The 16326-nt window shown below is 72.1% G+C and carries 17 protein-coding genes; 8 read left to right on the top strand and 9 right to left on the bottom strand.

The annotated features are described in order from the left end of the window. Window positions 1-168: 168 nt before the first annotated feature. The 4 genes from IF17_RS0121470 to IF17_RS0121455 form a co-directional block, all read right to left on the bottom strand. Window positions 169-1521, bottom strand: a complete 1353-nt coding sequence (locus tag IF17_RS0121470) for an MFS transporter (protein ID WP_030568348.1) — start codon at window positions 1519-1521, stop codon at window positions 169-171. Window positions 1522-1602: 81 nt separating this feature from the next. Further along, window positions 1603-2976 carry an FAD-binding oxidoreductase gene (locus tag IF17_RS0121465; RefSeq protein WP_244890529.1) on the bottom strand — a complete coding sequence of 458 codons (1374 nt, stop codon included), beginning with the start codon at window positions 2974-2976 and terminating at the stop codon, window positions 1603-1605. A 171-nt stretch (window positions 2977-3147) separates the two neighbouring features. After that, complete coding sequence (locus IF17_RS0121460) at window positions 3148-4053, bottom strand: AfsR/SARP family transcriptional regulator (RefSeq protein ID WP_076967281.1); 906 nt, start codon at window positions 4051-4053, stop codon at window positions 3148-3150. 42 nt (window positions 4054-4095) lie between these two features. Beyond that, window positions 4096-4719, bottom strand: a complete 624-nt coding sequence (locus tag IF17_RS0121455; RefSeq protein WP_030568345.1) for an NADPH-dependent F420 reductase — start codon at window positions 4717-4719, stop codon at window positions 4096-4098. Window positions 4720-4860: 141 nt separating this feature from the next. Between IF17_RS0121455 and IF17_RS0121450 the strand changes: the two genes are divergently transcribed. After that, on the top strand, window positions 4861-5991 hold the full coding sequence (locus IF17_RS0121450) for a helix-turn-helix domain-containing protein (RefSeq protein ID WP_030568343.1): 1131 nt from the start codon (window positions 4861-4863) through the stop codon (window positions 5989-5991). 582 nt (window positions 5992-6573) lie between these two features. Here IF17_RS0121450 and IF17_RS0121440 read toward each other — a convergent pair. Continuing rightward, window positions 6574-8958, bottom strand: a complete 2385-nt coding sequence (locus IF17_RS0121440) for a tetratricopeptide repeat protein (protein ID WP_030568339.1) — start codon at window positions 8956-8958, stop codon at window positions 6574-6576. A 13-nt stretch (window positions 8959-8971) separates the two neighbouring features. Further along, entirely contained in the window at window positions 8972-9268 is a 297-nt protein-coding gene (locus IF17_RS0121435) for a hypothetical protein (RefSeq protein ID WP_030568337.1), read from the bottom strand. A 141-nt stretch (window positions 9269-9409) separates the two neighbouring features. On the opposite strand from IF17_RS0121435, the gene IF17_RS0121430 reads away from it, so the two are divergent. From IF17_RS0121430 to IF17_RS0121415, 5 genes are all read left to right on the top strand, one after another. Continuing rightward, the gene (locus IF17_RS0121430; RefSeq protein WP_030568335.1) at window positions 9410-10243 is read left to right on the top strand and encodes a helix-turn-helix domain-containing protein; all 834 of its coding nucleotides are present in this window, start codon (window positions 9410-9412) and stop codon (window positions 10241-10243) included. Then, on the top strand, window positions 10240-10440 hold the full coding sequence (locus IF17_RS0121425; RefSeq protein ID WP_030568333.1) for a DUF397 domain-containing protein: 201 nt from the start codon (window positions 10240-10242) through the stop codon (window positions 10438-10440). Before IF17_RS0121430 ends, IF17_RS0121425 begins: the two co-directional genes overlap by 4 nt. Beyond that, window positions 10404-10643 carry a DUF397 domain-containing protein gene (locus IF17_RS1000000137940; RefSeq protein ID WP_076967425.1) on the top strand — a complete coding sequence of 80 codons (240 nt, stop codon included), beginning with the start codon at window positions 10404-10406 and terminating at the stop codon, window positions 10641-10643. Before IF17_RS0121425 ends, IF17_RS1000000137940 begins: the two co-directional genes overlap by 37 nt. A gap of 128 nt (window positions 10644-10771) precedes the next feature. Next, entirely contained in the window at window positions 10772-11362 is a 591-nt protein-coding gene (locus IF17_RS0121420) for a hypothetical protein (protein WP_030568330.1), read from the top strand. Window positions 11363-11469: 107 nt separating this feature from the next. Beyond that, window positions 11470-12063 carry a hypothetical protein gene (locus tag IF17_RS0121415; RefSeq protein WP_030568328.1) on the top strand — a complete coding sequence of 198 codons (594 nt, stop codon included), beginning with the start codon at window positions 11470-11472 and terminating at the stop codon, window positions 12061-12063. Between the two features lie 54 nt (window positions 12064-12117). Here the strand turns inward: IF17_RS0121415 and IF17_RS0121410 are convergent, their stop codons facing one another. Both IF17_RS0121410 and IF17_RS0121405 read right to left on the bottom strand, forming a co-directional pair. Beyond that, on the bottom strand, window positions 12118-12771 hold the full coding sequence (locus IF17_RS0121410; protein WP_051884084.1) for a maleylpyruvate isomerase N-terminal domain-containing protein: 654 nt from the start codon (window positions 12769-12771) through the stop codon (window positions 12118-12120). A 2-nt stretch (window positions 12772-12773) separates the two neighbouring features. Continuing rightward, window positions 12774-13658 (bottom strand): NAD(P)-dependent oxidoreductase, encoded by an 885-nt coding sequence (locus tag IF17_RS0121405; protein WP_030568324.1) that lies wholly within the window; start codon window positions 13656-13658, stop codon window positions 12774-12776. 153 nt (window positions 13659-13811) lie between these two features. Here IF17_RS0121405 and IF17_RS0121400 point away from each other — a divergent pair, with 153 nt between their 5' ends. Beyond that, window positions 13812-14789, top strand: a complete 978-nt coding sequence (locus IF17_RS0121400) for a GlxA family transcriptional regulator (RefSeq protein WP_030568322.1) — start codon at window positions 13812-13814, stop codon at window positions 14787-14789. A 15-nt stretch (window positions 14790-14804) separates the two neighbouring features. On the opposite strand, the gene IF17_RS0121395 is transcribed toward IF17_RS0121400, so the two are convergent. Further along, window positions 14805-15659, bottom strand: coding sequence for an NPP1 family protein (locus IF17_RS0121395; RefSeq protein WP_030568320.1), 855 nt, complete (start codon window positions 15657-15659; stop codon window positions 14805-14807). Between the two features lie 207 nt (window positions 15660-15866). Here IF17_RS0121395 and IF17_RS0121390 point away from each other — a divergent pair, with 207 nt between their 5' ends. Continuing rightward, window positions 15867-16316, top strand: a complete 450-nt coding sequence (locus IF17_RS0121390) for a hypothetical protein (RefSeq protein ID WP_030568319.1) — start codon at window positions 15867-15869, stop codon at window positions 16314-16316. Window positions 16317-16326 lie beyond the last annotated feature (10 nt).

The following is a 16326-nucleotide window of genomic DNA, read 5'->3' as shown; positions in this document are numbered from 1 at the left end:
GCCCGCACAGCACCGTCTCGGCGGTGCTGTGCGGGCGGTTGTACGGCGGTTCTGTACGGGCGCGCGGCGGTCGGAGCGGGCTTTGCGGCGCGGGCTTCGCGGCGCGGGCTTCGCGGCGCGGGCTTCGCGGCGCGGGCTTCACGGCGCGGGCTTCACGACGGACGGCGTCTAGGGCGTGCGCCGGGACAGCGTGAAGGCGACCAGGGCCGCGATCAGCGGGAAGAGCGCGACGACGCCGAGCGCCGTGGAGAGCGACATCGACTTCGCCAGCGCCCCTGCGGTGGCGCTGCCGACACCGCCACCCACGAAGAAGGTGAGGTTGAGCAGCCCCATCGCACCGCCGCGCCGGGCCGGTTCGATGTGTCCGGACATCAGGGCGGTGGTGAAGACCTGGGTGACGGAGAAGGCGGAGAAGCCGAGCGAGGCACCGAGGATCAGCAGCACGACGCCGGAGCCGGACAGCGCACCGGCGAGCGCCGCCGCGAAGGCGAGGGAGACCGCGCCGAGCAGCAGGTTGCCACGGTCGCCCGCGGTGAGCCGGCCGGCCAGCCGGGAGAGGACCGCGCCGACGACCGCTCCGGGCAGCAGCCAGACGCCGACGGCGAGGACGCTCCAGCCGTGGTCGCGGACGAGGAGCTGCGGTACGGCGTACATCGCGGCGAACAGACCGCCGTACACGCCGATGCCGATGACGGCGGCCTTCAGGAAGACGCCGTCGGTGACGAGCGCGCGCGGCACGAAGGAGGTCTCGCTGCTGCGCGTACGCCAGATCAGTCCGGCGCCCGACAGGAGCAGCACGACGGCGGTCGCGGTCACCAGCGGGGTGGACAGCGCGAGCGCGGAGGACTGGATCAGCACGAGGAACGACATGGCGGTGAGCGTCAGCAGGGCCGCTCCCGGCAGGTCCATGGACCTGCCGGAGTTTTTCCGCGCCGGTGCTCCGGCCAGGCACAGCGGCACGACGAGCAGGGAGAGCGCCGGCAGGACCAGGGCGATGCGCCAGGTCACCCACTCGGTGAAGACGCCGCCGGCCAGGGTGGCGCTGGCCGAGAAGATCGCCATCGTCGCCCCGAATCCGGCGAAGACCTGCGCCCGCCTCTCCGGCGGTACGGAGGCGGTGAGCGCCATCGCGCAGGCGGCCATGGCGCCGGAACCGGCGGCCTGCACGAAGCGGCCCGCCACCAGGACGCCGAGGTTCGGCGCGACGAGGCAGATCACCGCGCCGACGGCGAGCGCCAGCGAGCCGAGGAGCAGCGCGGCGCGCACGCCCCGGGTGTCGGCGAGGCGGCCGAACAGCGCCGTGCCGACGCCGAGCGCCAGCGCGTGCGCGGTCAGGACCCAGGCCGTGGCGGTGGCCGAGGCGTCGAGGGAGGACGCCACGTCCGGCAGGGCGACCCCGGCGGCGGTGACGCCGAAGACGACCGGGCCGAACAGGGCGCCGTAGCGCAGCCCGTCCGAGCGGGCTCCGGGGGAGGAAGCGGTGCTGACGGCCGCGGTGGACGCGGCCTCGTGCGTGGTCATGATGCACTCCAAATAGTGACGAGAACCTGCCAAGAACGAGCGGCTCGGGATCCGGACGAGCGGCGGCCGGGCGGCGGCGCCTTACGGAAGCGGCGCGATGTTGTGGTTGAGCCGGAAGAGGTTGTCCGGATCGACCTCGGCCTTCACCCGCGCCAGCCGGCTCAAGGTCTCCGGGGCGAAGCACTCCGCCGCCGATCCGGCCGTGTCCGCACCGGCCAGGAAGTTCAGATAGCGGCGGCCCGTGCCCCACTCCTGCATCGCCCCGAGGACCACGTCCGGCGAACCGGGCGCCGAGAGCGTGGAGAGCGTGTACGCGCCTTCGCGGACGCCGACCGCGTTCGGCACCTCGGCGGGCCGGGCGAGCGCGCCGCCGAGCTGGCGCACCTCGACCATCAGGTCACCGCAGGACGAACCGGCCCCGGCCACCCGCAGCAGCGCCTCCATGGCCTGCGAGCCCAACTCCCGCAGCACGATGTTGCGTTCGTGGTACGGGAGCGGGTGCGCCGGGTCCTGGTGGATCTCGCCCACCTCGGTGTACGGCATCTCGGCGACGGAGTCCGCCAGCGGCGTACCGCACTCGCGCAGCGGGCGGACGAGCCGCTCGCCCTCCTCGGCGCGGCCGGTGAAGGAGATCCGTACATGCGCGGCGAACGTTCCGCGCAGGAACTCCGGCACGTCCGGCACGTCCGGCAGCCGCAGCAGCGAGACGGAGGAGGTCATCTCCTCCGGCACGGTCGCGGACCACTGCCGCCAGGTGTGGAGCACCTGCGCCGCCTGCTCGCCCGGGAAGTAGAGGCCGCCGCCGTAGAGCCGGCGCACCGGCATCAGGCCGAACCAGAGACCGGTGACGATGCCGAAGTTGCCCTTGCCGCCGCGCAGCGCCCAGAACAGGTCCGGGTGCCGGTCGCGCGTGACCTGCCGGACGCCGCCGTCGGCGGTGACCAGCTCGATGCAGGTCACATGGTCCGCCGCGAAGCCGTACTGCCGGCCGAGGGGCCCGAGGCCGCCGCCGAGCGTGTAGCCGACGACGCCGACCAGCGGCGACGAGCCGTTGAGCGGGGCGAGGCCGTGCGGCGCCGCCGCGGCGATCACCTGGTGCCACTGCGCTCCGGCCTCGACGTGCGCCGTACGCGTCATCGGGTCGACGGCGACCGCGTTCATCCGGCGCGTGGAGACGAGGACGCCGCCGTCCGCCGGAGCGGCGATGCCGTGGCCGGTCGCCTGAACGGCGATGGGGAGCCCCTGGCGGGCGGCGAAGGAGACCGCGGCGGACACGTCCTCGGCCGACTGCGCCGCGACGATCACATCCGGCCGGTGCTGCCCGATCCGGTTGAAGCCCGGCAGCTCCCTCGCGTACCCCGCGTCCTCCGGGGTGAAGACCTCACCCTTGAGCCGCGCGACGAGCCCGTCCATGGCGCTCTCGGCGATGTCCGCGTGTCCAGGTCGTCCTGCCACGATCACGTCCTTCCTCCCGGGCCACGCGGCGGTCTCACCAGGCGCGGCGGCGATGAGGAGCAGTGTTCTCGTCCGCCAGGCCCTCTCCCATCCCCTGCTTAGGGGGTATGGGGAGGCTCGGCGTACGGGATCGTGGTCGGCGGTCAGCGGTCAGCGGTCAGCGGTCAGCGGTCAGCCGGGACGTACGCTCGCGTCGCGCAGATCCGCGATCTCGCGCTCCAGCAGAGCGATCCGGTCCTGCGGCCCGATCCGGTCCTGCGGCCCGGCGGCCGCCCCGGCCAGGCCGGACCTCGATGTCGCGGCTACGAATGCCGGTGACAGCTCCCCCGCCGAGCGGCCGTCCAGGATCATCCGCTCCATCACGCGCAGCTTCTCGCTCGGCTCCAGCCCCAGCTCACGCGCCAGCCTCCGGCGCGTGTCCCGGTAGACGGACAGCGCCTCCGCCGTCCGGCCCGACCGGTACAGCGCCAGCATCAGCTGGAGGCACAGCGACTCCTGGAAGGGGTTCTCCGTCACATGGCGGGTGAGCTCGCCGAGTACCTGGCGGTGCCGGCCCAGAGCCAGTTCGAGCTCGATGTGGTCCTCGATCGCGGACAGCCGGTCCTCGTTCACCTTCAGGGCCACGGTCTCCAGCAGCTCGCTGTCGAGCCCGGCACCGACCGGCCCCTGCCAGAGCTGGAGGGCCTGCTGGAACAGGACGACCGCGTCCTCCGGCGACGATCGCGCCTCGGCCCGCGCCCGGCTGAGCAGGTCCTCGAAGTGGGACAGATCGAGATGCGCGCGCGGCACACGGATCAGATAGCCGGAAGGGTGCGTCTCTATCTGGGCCGCGACGCCGGCGGCCGAGAGAAGTCTTCGCAGGCCGGACACGCATATCCGTAACTGGCTGCGGACCGTCGCCGGCGGCGCCTCCCGCCAGATCGCCTCGATCAGCCGGCCCACGCCGACCACCCGGTTGGCCTCCAGCAACAGCAAGGTCAGCAGGATTCTCTGCCGATTACCGCCGAGGCGCACGGGCCCGTGCGCGCCCTGGACGACGAGTGGACCGAGAACGGAGAATTGATGGTGCGTAGACATGTGTGAACGCCTTCCTGAAACTCAACCGCAGTGTCCGGGAGATCACCAACTGGGCATGAACTTGAAGCTCCAGCTCTCGCTGAGCTGAAGCCGCTCTCCCACCTCCTGCCCCAGCCGCCCCATGCCTTCCAGCACCCAGGCGTTGTCCAGGCCTCCGGCGTCGAAGGCCCGCAGACCGGACCGGTCGAACAGCTCCACGACGGCCACCTTGGCGCCCTCGTCGTCGGCGGCGACGAACACGTCCACCGGAAGGCCCTCGCTGTACCCGCTGTGCAGCGCGCCGGCGTCGGCGGTGGTCAGAGCCTTGACCCAGCGCACCTGCGGGGCGAGGCAGACGAGCTGGCGGACCGCGCTCGACTCCGGATCGGTCCGCGACGGAACGCTCAGGTCCACCACGGCCTTGCCGGTCAGCAGACCGGCGTGCAGCCGGGTCAGCTCCAGAGCCTGGGGCCACCGGATCGCGAAGATCACGATCTCCGGCCGGAGCGCCGCGGCCAGCGTCGTGGCCACCACCGTGCCGGCCGACTCCGCGGTCGTCGCCTCGGCCGCCGCCACCCGGGCCTGGCCGATGCTCCGGTCCGCCAGCAGGACCGCCGCACCGGCCAGCGCGGCCCGTCTGGCGACCGCGCGCCCCAACATTCCCGCTCCGATAATCCCAATCCGCATGAACAGCACACTTGCGGGATACGGGCGCGGTTCCCATCCCGCAATCAAGGGGGGCGGGGTGCGGCGGAGAAACGGCGTGAAAGGACCGCCTCCCTCAGGTGAGGGGTTGGACGGAACCGTAGGAACTGGCACATTCAAGGGATGACGAGTTCGATGATCTCGCGCATCTCGGTCGGCCGGGCGGAACTGCTCTCCCGGTCCGCGAAGGCCACCGACGCCCTCAGCATGTTCGCCGAGGCCTCGACGCAGCTGCGGCGGCTCATGCCGTACGACGCGGCGGTATGGCGCGTGACCGACCCCGTGACCGGCATGATGACCGCGCCGATCCGTGCGGAGAATCTGGACGAGGGCGGCTGCGCCGTCTACTGGGAATCCGAGCTGTTCACCGAGAACGTCAATCTCTTCCGCGATCTGGCGCAGGCCTCGGTGCCGGTCGCCGGACTCCGCCAGACCACCAACGACCTGCCCGCGCGCAGCACGCTGTACCAGACCTTCATGCGGCCGCGCGGACTCCAGGACGAGCTGCGCGCGGTCCTGCGCGTCGGAGGCCACCCCCAGGGCCACATCAGCCTGTTCCGGGCGGAGGGCCGCCCGGCCTTCGACGACGCCGAGACGCAGCTGATCGCCTCCGTCCTCACCCCGCTCGCCAAGCAGCTGCGCTCGTTCGCCGAGCCGTCGCCTCAACCGCTGCCGGACGCTCCGTACGGCCCCGGGCTCCTCCTGTTCGACGCGAGCGGTGCGCTGATGTCGGTCAACGACGACGCCCTGGCCTACCTCGATACCCTCCCCGAAGGCCCCGCCGTGCCGTCGCCGCAGGGCATCCGCGTACCGGCCTGGGTCCAGGCGACGGCGATGAAGGCGCGCGCCGTCGCGCAGGAGCGGGACCGCGGCCAGGCGCGCGCCCGCGTACGGAACCGTGCGGGCCGCTGGCTGGTCTGCCACGCCTCCTGCCTGCGCGAGGCGAACGGCGGACTCGGCGCGGCGGCGGTGGTGATCGAACCGGCGAAGACCTCCGAGATCGTGCCGCTGATCGTGGACGCGTACGAGCTCACCGACCGCGAGACCGAGGTCACCCAGTACATCGCGCGCGGCCTGCCGACCGGCGAGATCGCCGCACAGCTGCACCTGTCGCCGCACACGGTCCGCGACCACATCAAGGCGGTCTTCGAGAAGGTCGGCGTCTCCAGCCGGGGCGAGCTGGTCGGCAAGCTGTTCACCGAGTACTACGCGCCGCTCGCGGAGAAGAACATGACGCGGGTCCACACCGGCTGACCCATGACGCGGGGCCACACCGGCTGACCCATGCCGCGGGGCCACACCGGCTGACCCATGACGCGGGCCCGCACCGGCCGGCGCACGGCCCGGGTCCGCACCGGCCGGCCGGTCGACCGGCTCACCCGCTGATCCACCGGCCGGCTCACCGACCGGTCCGTCGGCCGGCCGACGGACAACACACCGAAGCAGCGACACCACTCCCCCATTCGCCCCCGGTCGCGCGTGCGGGGCACTCCTGAGAACGGTGCACGCTTTCGGCCTGCTCTTCGGCCGTGACGGCCGGGAATCGGACCAACGCGAATAGGCGAGTAGTCGACCCATCTCCCCGGTTCGACCGCACCGAACAAGCCGTCAGGACAATTCCACGCACCACAACTCGCCGGAATGACCGTAAAAGGCCTCCGCCACTACCGCCCCGACCGACGCCCGCACCCCGGCAAAGCATTTTTCGGCCGAATGCCTTCAACGGCCGTTCAACCAATTCGTCCGAATGTCGGTGAGGTACGAGCAGCGCCGACCGCCCACGCGACGCCCCGCGCGCCCTGCGCCCCGCAAGCCCTGCTCCCCCCTACGCTCCGGTCACCCCAGCCGCTCCCGCTGTGCCCGCGCCCAGCCGTACTCCGGGTCCAGCTCCAGCGCCCGGTCCAGGTCCGCGCGCGCCTCCGCGATCCGCCCCAGGGCCTCCAGCGCCAGCGCCCTGCTGCCGTGGGCCCAGGCGTAGCCGGGGTCCATCGCGATGGCCCGGTCGTAGCAGGCCACGGCCTCCTCGTACCGCCCCGTCGCCCGGTACACCTCGCCCCGCTCCCCCTCCGTCCCCGCGAGCCCGGGGGCAAGCTCCTCGGCCCGGTCCAGATCGGCGAGGGCCCCCACCCGGTCGCCCAGGCCGGTGCGGACCCGGGCCCGCCGGACCAGCGCCCAGGCGTACTCCGGCCACAGCGCGACCGCCCGGTCGAAGTCGTCGAGCGCCTCCTCGTGCCGGCCCAGCCCATGGCGGACCAGGCCCCGGCTGCCCAGCGGCACCGCGTCGGACGGGTCCAGGGCGTGCGCCCGGTCCAGCACGGTCAGGGCCTCCTCCAGGCGGCCCATCCGCCGGTACGTCTCCCCGCGCTCGCGCACCGCCCAGGCCCAGGCGGGCGCGATCTCCTCGGCCCGGTCCAGGTCGGCGAGCGCCTCCTCGTACCGCCCGAGCGACCGCAGGATCACCGCCCGCCCCTGGTGGGCACGTTCGCTGCGCGGGTCCACGGCGATCGCCCGCCCGTGGTCGGACAGGGCGGCCTCCAGCTCCCCGGCCCGGAACCGGTCCCAGGCCCGCACCACGAGCGCGGCCGCCCGGTCCGTATCGGTCAGCTCGGCCCGGGTCAGCAGCAGCCCGAGGGCGGCGGTGGGACGCGGGCCGTGGTCCGTTATGGCGGCGAGCAGGTCCCGGCCCCACTCCCGCAGTACGGCGTTGTCGGTGTCCTCGCCCGCCTCCGCGAGGGTCCGTGCCCAGTAGCGGGCGCGGGACGGCCGCTGGGAGCAGAGCGCGATCCCGGCGCGCAGGGCCTCGGGCAGCGCGGTGCGGGGGCGGGCGCACAGCTGGTGGTAGAGCACTTCCAGGGCCGCCCGGCGCCAGGGCTGCTCGGCCCAGAGCCGTTCCGGGTCGACCCCCTCGGCCGCCGCGTCCCGGCGGGCGGCGAAGGCCTCGGCCAGCCGGTCGTGCGCCGCCTTCCAGCGGCGCGGCGATCCGGTGCGCTGGAGGCGGAGCATCGGGGCCCGGACGACGGCGTGGTAGCGGGAGTGGCCGGAGTGCCGCTCGGCGACGAACGGCAGCTCGTGCAGCCAGTCGTAGAGCCCCGGCACGGCGTACGACCCGCCCTCCGGTGCGCCGACGGCCACGGCCACCAGGTCCTCGTCGAACCGCCGTGGCAGCGCGCAGGCGAGCGCGGCCGCCCGGCGGGCCGGGTCACTCTCGCCGGCCAGGAAGCGCTCGACGGCGGTCGCGTTCGCCTCGCCGGCCGCGCCCGGGTTGGCGGCGAGCGTCGACACCAGGACCGGCAGCCCGCCGGAGAGCCGCAGCACCTCCCGTACCACCGGCTCCTCCACCACCCCGCGCCCGTGGAGGAGTTGACGCGACTCGGCCTCCGTGAACGGCCCCAGCGGTACGTCGGCCACCAGGCGGCCCCGATCGCCCCAGTGCGCGGGATGCAGGCGCCGCTGCCCGGCCAGGGTCAGGACCAGGTTGGCGGGCAGCTCTCCGTACCGGCCGCGCAGCAGCAGGTCCGCCAGCCACCGGTCCAGCAGGGGCGCGGTGCGCTCGTACGTGTCCAGGAACAGCACGACCCACGGCACGGCGTCCGCGACCCGCCCGAGCTCGGCGACGAACACCGGCGTGAGGACCCGTACCGGCTCCGCCAGCAGCCGTGCCTCCTCCTGCTGCCGGGCCCGCCCGCCGAACACCGCCCGCAGCCCGCCGGCGCCCCGCGCCACGACCGCCGGATCGATGCCGCCGGCGAGCGCCCCGACCACCGGGATCGCCCCGGCCGCGATCAGCCCGGCCTGCGCGGCGGCGAGGGCGGCGGGCGAGGGCTCGTCCCCGTCGGCCGCGAGCCGCCCGGCCATGTCGTGGAGAGCACGCCGGTACGTGACCAGCATCCGGTCCAGCGCCCGCAGCGGATGCCCCTGCTCGGCGAACTGCCCGGCCACAGAAGACAGAAGCTCCGGCACGGAGTCGGCCGCTTCATCGACGGACGCGGAGAGCGCCCCGACCTCCCCTGCCACCTGCTGCCATTCGTGCACGAGCGAGGTCTTGCCGACCCCGGCGTTACCCCGCACATGAAAGACGAACCGGTGGCGAGGGTCTTCGGGCGGAACGGCGAAGTTCCGCCGGAACAGATCGAGTTCGCTCTCCCGCCCGACGAACGCGGCGCGCCGCTGCCCTTCGACGATCTGCTGGAGGGAGAGGCGGCGGGGCGGAATCGCGGGCATGGGGGTCAGTCTGTCAGCGGACCTCGGGATCGGGCAGCCGCTCCCCCCGGCTGTGCGCGATGAGCAGCACGTCCCTCAGGGACAGCACGGCCTGCGTCAGCGCGAACCGTAGGGCGACCTCCCCGGCCACCTGGTCCGCCAGCACTTCCTGCGCCCCCTCCAGCACGACGTTGCCGCACTCGATCTGCTCCTCCTCCACCTTGTCGGCGAGGCGGGAGACCCGGCTGTTGGGGTCGCTGGTGCTCAGATAGCAGGGCTTGCCCTCGGGGGACCTCCAGGGGAGGAGGCGGAGCTGCGAGGTCTCGATCATGTCGGCGTCCTTAGCGCGTGGGGGTCGCGTGTCCCTGACGGGTGGCGATTACCGTTCGTGCCCCCATCGTCACGGCCGCCGCCCTACGCTCGACAGAGGCACGCGATTGCCTGTGCACAGGACAACGGCAAGGGGTCGGGGATGACCGAAGTCGCGGAAGTGGAAGTCGAAGCGGAGTCCGGGCGCGCGGCGCTGGGGCGCGCGCTGAAGTTCTTACGGGAGCAGGCGGGGCTGTCGCTCGGCCAGCTCGCGGAGAAGACCCGCTACGACAAGAGCTACTTGTACCGCCTGGAGACAGGCAAACGGCTCTCGAAGCTCGCAGTGATGGAGGACCTGGACCGGTTCTACAAGACGGGCGGGCTGCTCGTCGAGCTGTGGAAGGTGGCGCGGAGGGAGGTCTTCAAGGACAAGTACAAGGAAGCCGCGCGGCTGGAGCTCTCGGCCCGCATCATGCACCTGTTCACGCTCGGCATTCCGGGTCTGCTCCAGACCGAGGAGGTGGCTCGCGCCTTGTTGTCCGGCGACCAGGAAACGGAGAGCGAAGCCGAGTCCGTCGAGGAGCAGGTCATAGCGCGACTGGGCCGTCAGCAGTTGCTCTACCGCAACCCGGCTCCGACCGTCCGGATCATCATCGACGAGTACGGGCTACGGCGTCAGGTGGGCAGCGCGGAAGTTTGGGAGGCCCAGTTGGAGCATCTGATCGAGATCGCAGAGCTGCCGATGGTCACCCTTCAGGTCCTTCCGCTCTCGGCCGGGGCGCATCATCTGATGGACGGCTCCCTCACACTGATGTGGCAGGAGGACGGGAGTGCCGTTGCCTACATGGAAGGCAACCAGTGCTCTGAACTGCTGGAAGATCCGGAAGACGTGACGCGCGCCCGGCTGTCCTACGATCGGGCACGGGATCGGTCGCTGCCCCCGCCCGACTCCATCGCCTTCATCAGGGGCGTCCTGAAGGAGTTCAGAGGATCATGAAGCGCACGCCCGACCTCTCGACAGCCACCTGGCGCAAGTCCAGCTACAGCGACGGGGGCTTGAACAACTGCATCGAGGTGGCGGACGGCTACCCCGGCGTGGTCCCCGTACGCGACAGCAAGGTCCCGACCGGCCCCGCCCTCGTGATCGCCGCGCCCGCCTGGACCGCCTTCATCGACGACGTACGGAAGGGGTAGCACCCGCGACCACCCCCGACCTCTCCACCGCGACCTGGCGCAAGTCCAGCTACAGCGACGGGGGCCCCAACAACTGCATCGAGGTCGCGGACGGCTACCCCGGCCTCGTCCCCGTACGCGACAGCAAGACCCCCACCGGCCCCGCCCTCCTCATCACCGCCCCCGCCTGGGCGGCCTTCGTGGAGTTCGCGGCCGGGGCCTGAACCGGCCGGCGTACGTCCCGAGGGCCCGCGTCCCCGTCCTCACCGGGCGGGGGCGCGGGCCCTCACACGCGCACGGCTGCGCGCAATTCGGGTGGCGGGCGGGCACGAGGCGGTGTGAGAGTGCGGGCATGGGCAACTCCGTGGCGTACCCCGTTCTCCGTACCACCGACGCGGCCGAGGCGTACGCGCAGGCTGTGCGTCTCTGCGGGATGCTGGAGGAGCGCGACGACGAAGTCCTGCTCCATGCCGAGCTGTTCACCGTCGCGGACGTGCGCAGGATGGCCGCCGTGCTGCCGGAGGGGCCGTTCGACTACCTGGAGAGCCGCCACGACCCGGCTACGGGCGACTTCGCGGATTTCGACCTCGACGTGAGCACGGCGGGCGATGCCGCGCTGGAGGCAGAGCTGCCTCTGTCGGTGATGGCTGGAGCGCCGCTCGGGACGGTGGAGGAACGCTTCGTGCGGGCGCTCGGCCGAGGCGTGGCGGGCATCGACTGGGAGGGCCGGTGGCCGGACGAGCCGGAGTTCGACTCGTACGGCATGGCGACGTACGACGGTGTGGGCATCGCGTTCAACGGCGACACGGCCGCGTGGGGGGAACGGGCGGACCACCACACGGTGTTCGTGCACGTGGACAAGTACGGCGACCTCTCCCGCGCCGAACGCCTCGCCGCGTCCATCGGCAGTACGGTGCTGGGAGCGGCGCAGCGCGGCTGGTGAGAAGGCGGCCCCATCACGTCATCCCGCCGGCCCGCTCGCCTCTACTCAACCGCCCCTGAGTACGGACGCTCATGATCACGCGGCGTCCGCTTCCTACCGTGGGCGTCATGGACACGGAAGAAGCGGCCACCGCAGCAGAGACGCCACCCGCCGCCGACGGCTCGCGGTGGTTCCACGGCTGCTGGATCGCGGCGATCGCTCTTCTCGCGCTGTTCGCGCTCGCGGCGCACGCGGTGACGGAGTTCGAGAAGAGCCTCGACGGTGACGGGCAGATGGAGCAGCCCGGCCGGTCGGGCAGCGCGTACCAACCGCTCGGGCCCGGTGCGACGGCCCGGTACGAGGACGGGCTGCGCGTCACCGTCAGCCGCCCCGAGGCCCACGACGACGGCACCTACAGCCTCACCGTGACCTACGAGAACGGCACCGACGAGGACCTGGCCCTCGACGGGGACTCGTACTCCCCACCTCTCGACGTCCGGGCGGGCGAGGCGAGCGACGAGGACCACGCCGGGTACGACGTGGAATGGCTGAACCACGCCCGTTCAACCGCCGCCCTCGCACAGCCCCTCCCCGAGGACGACGAACGCACCGTCCCCCTCCGCCTCAAGCCGTCCCGGAAGGGGATTCCGGTCACGGTGGAGGTCAGCACTCCGACCCCCGGCTCCCGGGACACGGCCCACTTCCAGCTCACCCTGGGCTGACCGCCCGGGCCGGGCCGGTGCGGCGGTCACTCGTCGGGGACGTACCGCAGGACGTCACCCGGCGGGCACTCCGGTACGCGGCAGATCGCCGCGCACGGTGCCGTCCCACCGCCAGTCCACGCGCCGGGGCAGCCCGGCGAGCGGGGCGCGGCCCGTGCACCACAGCAGCGTGCCGGAGGGGCTGTGCCCGGAAGGCGCGTCGGGGAAGAGGCGGGCCAGGACGGCGGCGCAAGTGGTCTCGGGCGGGGCCCACGGGACGCCGAGGGCGCGGGTGATGTCGTAGGTGTGGAGGGCGAGTTCGGTGACCGCCATGGCGGCGAAGCCGGCGGCGTCGGAGGTGCCCCAGGGGTGCCAGGCCCGTACCTCCGGCGGGGTGTCGCGGATGGTGGAGAGAGCGAAGGTGGCGGCGACGCGGAGGCCGTCCAGGCAGTCGGGGATGGCGGCTTGGGGGTCGAGGGAGGCGAAGAGCGTGATGTAGCGGTCGGCGGGGCGGGCGATGAGCAGGCCCGCGTAACCGGTCAGGCCGAGGGCGAGGTGGTCCAGCGTCTGGCGGCAGGTCCAGTCGAGGCCGTGGGCGGGGCGCGACCAGTCCCGCCCGGCCGCCTCCTCCAGGGCGGCCAGGTTGTCCTCGGTGGCGGCGGCGAGCAGGTCCGTCCAGCGCGGAGGCGCGGCTGGAGCGGGTGTTGTCGTGGTGGCCGACGGGGTCATGGTCACGCGCTGCCCGCCCCCTTCTTCAGGACCTCGATGACGCTCGCGTAGCTGTCGGAGCCGTGGCCCAGGTCCCGGGTGCGTTCCATGGTGGCCTTGAGGAGTTCGGGCAGGGCGTTGTCGATGCCCCGGGCCGCCGCGGCGTGCAGGAGGTGGTCGATGGCCGCGATCTGTACGTCGACGGTGGCGTCGTCGCCCGGGTAGCGGCCGGCGTCGACCTGGGCGGCGTAGGTGGTCAGGAAGCCGGTCACGGCGCTCAGCCAGCGGATCGCGACCGGGGTGAAGGCCGTGGCCTCGGTCTTCTCCGCGCCGACCAGGGCGGTGCCGTGCAGCCAGCCGGTCATGGTGGACCACATCAGGCCGAGCAGGGCGGCGTCGTAGAGGGAGGCCAGACCCGGCTCGGCGCCAAGGTGCAGGGGGTCGCCGAGGGCCGTCAGGGTCGGGCGGTGGGTCTCGAAGACGGTCCGCGACCCGCTGTAGAGGAACATCATCTCGGGGCTGCCGACCCCCGGCGGAGTGGTCATGATCGCGCCGTCGAGATAGTCGGCGGAGTGCGCGCGGGCCCACGCCTCGGCCTCCTGGGCCTGTTCCGGTGACCCGGAGGTGAGGTTGACCAGGGTCTTGCCCGCCAGGAAGCCCGCGACGGGGTCGAGGGTGGCGTGCAGGGCGTCGTGGTCCAGGACGCAGACGATGACCAGCGGGCTCGCCGCGACCGCCTCCTCGGGCGTCGCGGCCGGCCGGGCGCCTCGCTCGACCAGCGGCTGCGCCTTCTGCGCGGAACGGTTCCACACGGTGGTCGGGTGCCCCCGCTCCAGCAGGGTGGCGGCCAGCGCCGATCCCATCTGCCCCAGCCCGATGACGGTGACGGCCGAACGCTCGGTACCCATGCCTCAACTCCCGTACGTATGCCCACGCCTGGGCCGGTTGATCACGTACGCACCACGCTCGCAGCCGGGGGCGGACCGGAGAAGTGACAGCGATGACGGCGATCACCAAATTCCTGCCATACGCTGAGGAGCATGAGCGCTGGTTCCGTCGCCGTGGTCGTGACCGAGGAGATGCACGTCCCTTCCTGGGATCTGTACGAACTGAGCATCCCCTGCACGGTGCTCGGGAAGCCGCAGCCCGATCTGGCGGAGCCGTGGTACGACCTGCGGCTCTGCGGCACGGGCGAGCCCGGCCAGGACCCGGGCACTCCCGCGAACGGGACGACCGGCCTGTCCCTGCACACCCGTTACGGACTCACCGACCTCGTCGGCGCCGACACGGTCATCGTGCCCTCGGTGCCCGACGCCTGCGTCGACGAGGGCCGGCCACTGCCGCCGGAACTGATCACCGCTCTGCGCCGCGCCTACGACTCCGGCGCCCGCATGGTCTCCCTGTGCACGGGAGCCTTCGCCCTCGCCGAGGCGGGCATCCTCGACGGCCGCCGGGCCACCGCCCACTGGCTGCACACGTCCCAACTGGCCGCCCGCTACCCGAAGGTGGAGGTCGACGACTCGGTGCTGTACGTGGACGACGGCGACGTCCTCACCAGCGCCGGACTGACCGCCGGACTCGACCTCTGCCTCCACCTCGTACGCCGCGACCTCGGCGCCCACGTGGCCAACCAGCTGGCCCGCCGCATGGTGGTACCGGCCCACCGGCCCGGCGGCCAGGCGCAGTTCATCGACCAGCCCATGCCCGCCACCGACGACCGGGGGCTGGCGCCCGTGCTGGACTGGGCCCGGGAGCGCCTCGACGAGCCGCTGACGGTCGAGGACCTGGCCAGGCAGGCCGCGATGAGCCCGCGCACCCTCTACCGGCGGCTCCAGGCGGCCACCGGGGCGACTCCGCTGCAATGGCTGCTCAACCAGCGGATCCGGCGGGCTCAGAGCCTCCTGGAATCGACGGACCTGCCGGTCTCCAGGATCGGGGAGCTGAGCGGCCTCGGCACCGCGAACAACCTCCGCCACCACTTCCTCAGGCAGGTCGGGGTGTCGCCGAGCGACTACCGGCGGGCCTTCCCCCTGGCGTGAGGGCCTGGGAGCCCCTCAGGCCCAGGGGTCGAAGGGGATGCCGGCGGGCTTGGAGTTGTTGAGGAGGTTCCGGAAGCGGTCGTCCTTGTCGGTGACCTTGATGGTCGCGGACCCGAAGTCGGCGTTCATGAGCTTGTCGCGCAGGGCGGTGCTGGGGAAGCCGTTCCAGTCGACGATCGGGGGGTAGCGCCAGTTCCCGTAGTGGTTCTCGGGCGGCTCGTCGTTGTTGTTGGCGAGGCGGAAGAAGTGGGTGCTCGGGCCGTCCTTGTGGTAGACGGCCTTGGGGTGGGAGCCGTCGAACCGCACCTGGGAGCGGGGGTAGGTCTTGACGGTGCTGTGCTGGGTGGTGGAGACGTAATCCACCTGGTTCGAGGCCTGGTTGACCCAGGAGATGACGTGCTCGAAGTCGTGGCGGTGCCCGCCGAGCCCGCTGCCGTGGACGGCCTGGTCCTTCTCGAAGTAGCTCGCGTAGACGATGCCGCACCACCCGTTGTTGCACTTGGAGCGGGCGTACGTCTGGGAGTTGTCCAGGTCCCACTGGTCCCGGCAGCTCCCGTTGATCGCGCCGGACGTCTTGAGGCCGGGGGCGAGGGTGCCGTCCGGGCCGATGGCGGGGGTGGCGTAGCAGCCGTCGCCGTCGTAGTCGTAGGCGGGCGAGAAGGTCTGCTCGTAGCCCCCGGCGTTCTGGGGAAGGTGCTGCGGCGGATCGGCGTGCGCGGCCGTCGCGGTGCCGAGCACGAGGAGGCCGGCGGCGGCCAGGACGGCGGCGGTGCGGGAGGCGTGGTTGCGCAAGGAAAGAGAGGCGCCCGTGGTCGCGTGCGCCTGGCGGCGGACTTTGCGGGCGAGTACCGGTATCGGCAGGGTTCGCATGATTTTCTGCTCCTGTCTCAACAGCACGTGACGGCAGGGATGACCCCCGCAAGAGTTGCCCGGGTCATGACAGAACGAAACGGAAGGCCGGTTCTGAGATACCCGCCCGACACCCCTTCAGCAAACGATCAAGGAGCAAAGATAACGTGGAGCAAGAGGCAACCTCATGGCGGAAGAAGAATCGGCGTACGGCTTCACGGAGGACCTATGGCGTGGGACGAGTGGGAGCAGGCGAAGACCAGGGCGCAGCAGGACGCGTCCATGCAGCTGAACCAGGTCGCACCCGAACGCGGCGGCGGGAGCGGCGACAACGGGGACCTGATCGTCCACAACGACGTCCTGGGGGCGCTGGGAAACCTGGCGTACGGTCTGCGGCAGCAGTTCTCGACCGCGTCCGACCACGCCCGGCAGAACACCTTCGACGCGTCCATCCAGCTCTTCAACGACGGACTGGACATGGGCTCCGCCCTGACCGAACTGCATGACGCCTGGAACACGAAGTCGGGAACGCTCAAGCAGGCCTGTGCGCACATCTCCAACCACCTCGACTACTCGCGCGCCGAGCACGCGAAGGACGAGGTCAAGATCGTCACGGACATGCGCACCGCCGGCGGTGACGACCTCTCCGTCTCGCGTATCCGGGACTACTACACGTAAGCCAGCACGG

The sequence above is a fragment of the Streptomyces cyaneofuscatus genome, from assembly GCF_000718135.1.
Lineage (GTDB): Bacteria > Actinomycetota > Actinomycetes > Streptomycetales > Streptomycetaceae > Streptomyces > Streptomyces cyaneofuscatus.
Note: the sequence above shows the minus strand (reverse complement) of the source record. Positions and strands in the feature narration are given on the sequence as shown.

Bases quoted from the DNA above. Each gene is read 5' to 3' on its own strand.
- IF17_RS0121470 (WP_030568348.1), bottom strand. From the start codon at position 1,521: ATGACCACGCACGAGGCCGCGTCCACCGCGGCCGTCAGCACCGCTTCC.
- IF17_RS0121430 (WP_030568335.1), top strand. From the start codon at position 9,410: ATGACCGAAGTCGCGGAAGTGGAAGTCGAAGCGGAGTCCGGGCGCGCG.
- IF17_RS0121450 (WP_030568343.1), top strand. From the start codon at position 4,861: ATGACGAGTTCGATGATCTCGCGCATCTCGGTCGGCCGGGCGGAACTG.
- IF17_RS0121455 (WP_030568345.1), bottom strand. From the start codon at position 4,719: ATGCGGATTGGGATTATCGGAGCGGGAATGTTGGGGCGCGCGGTCGCC.
- IF17_RS0121440 (WP_030568339.1), bottom strand. From the start codon at position 8,958: ATGCCCGCGATTCCGCCCCGCCGCCTCTCCCTCCAGCAGATCGTCGAA.
- IF17_RS0121395 (WP_030568320.1), bottom strand. From the start codon at position 15,659: ATGCGAACCCTGCCGATACCGGTACTCGCCCGCAAAGTCCGCCGCCAG.
- IF17_RS0121410 (WP_051884084.1), bottom strand. From the start codon at position 12,771: ATGACCCCGTCGGCCACCACGACAACACCCGCTCCAGCCGCGCCTCCG.
- IF17_RS0121420 (WP_030568330.1), top strand. From the start codon at position 10,772: ATGGGCAACTCCGTGGCGTACCCCGTTCTCCGTACCACCGACGCGGCC.
- IF17_RS0121460 (WP_076967281.1), bottom strand. From the start codon at position 4,053: ATGTCTACGCACCATCAATTCTCCGTTCTCGGTCCACTCGTCGTCCAG.
- IF17_RS0121415 (WP_030568328.1), top strand. From the start codon at position 11,470: ATGGACACGGAAGAAGCGGCCACCGCAGCAGAGACGCCACCCGCCGCC.
- IF17_RS0121425 (WP_030568333.1), top strand. From the start codon at position 10,240: ATGAAGCGCACGCCCGACCTCTCGACAGCCACCTGGCGCAAGTCCAGC.
- IF17_RS0121405 (WP_030568324.1), bottom strand. From the start codon at position 13,658: ATGGGTACCGAGCGTTCGGCCGTCACCGTCATCGGGCTGGGGCAGATG.
- IF17_RS0121435 (WP_030568337.1), bottom strand. From the start codon at position 9,268: ATGATCGAGACCTCGCAGCTCCGCCTCCTCCCCTGGAGGTCCCCCGAG.
- IF17_RS0121390 (WP_030568319.1), top strand. From the start codon at position 15,867: ATGGCGTGGGACGAGTGGGAGCAGGCGAAGACCAGGGCGCAGCAGGAC.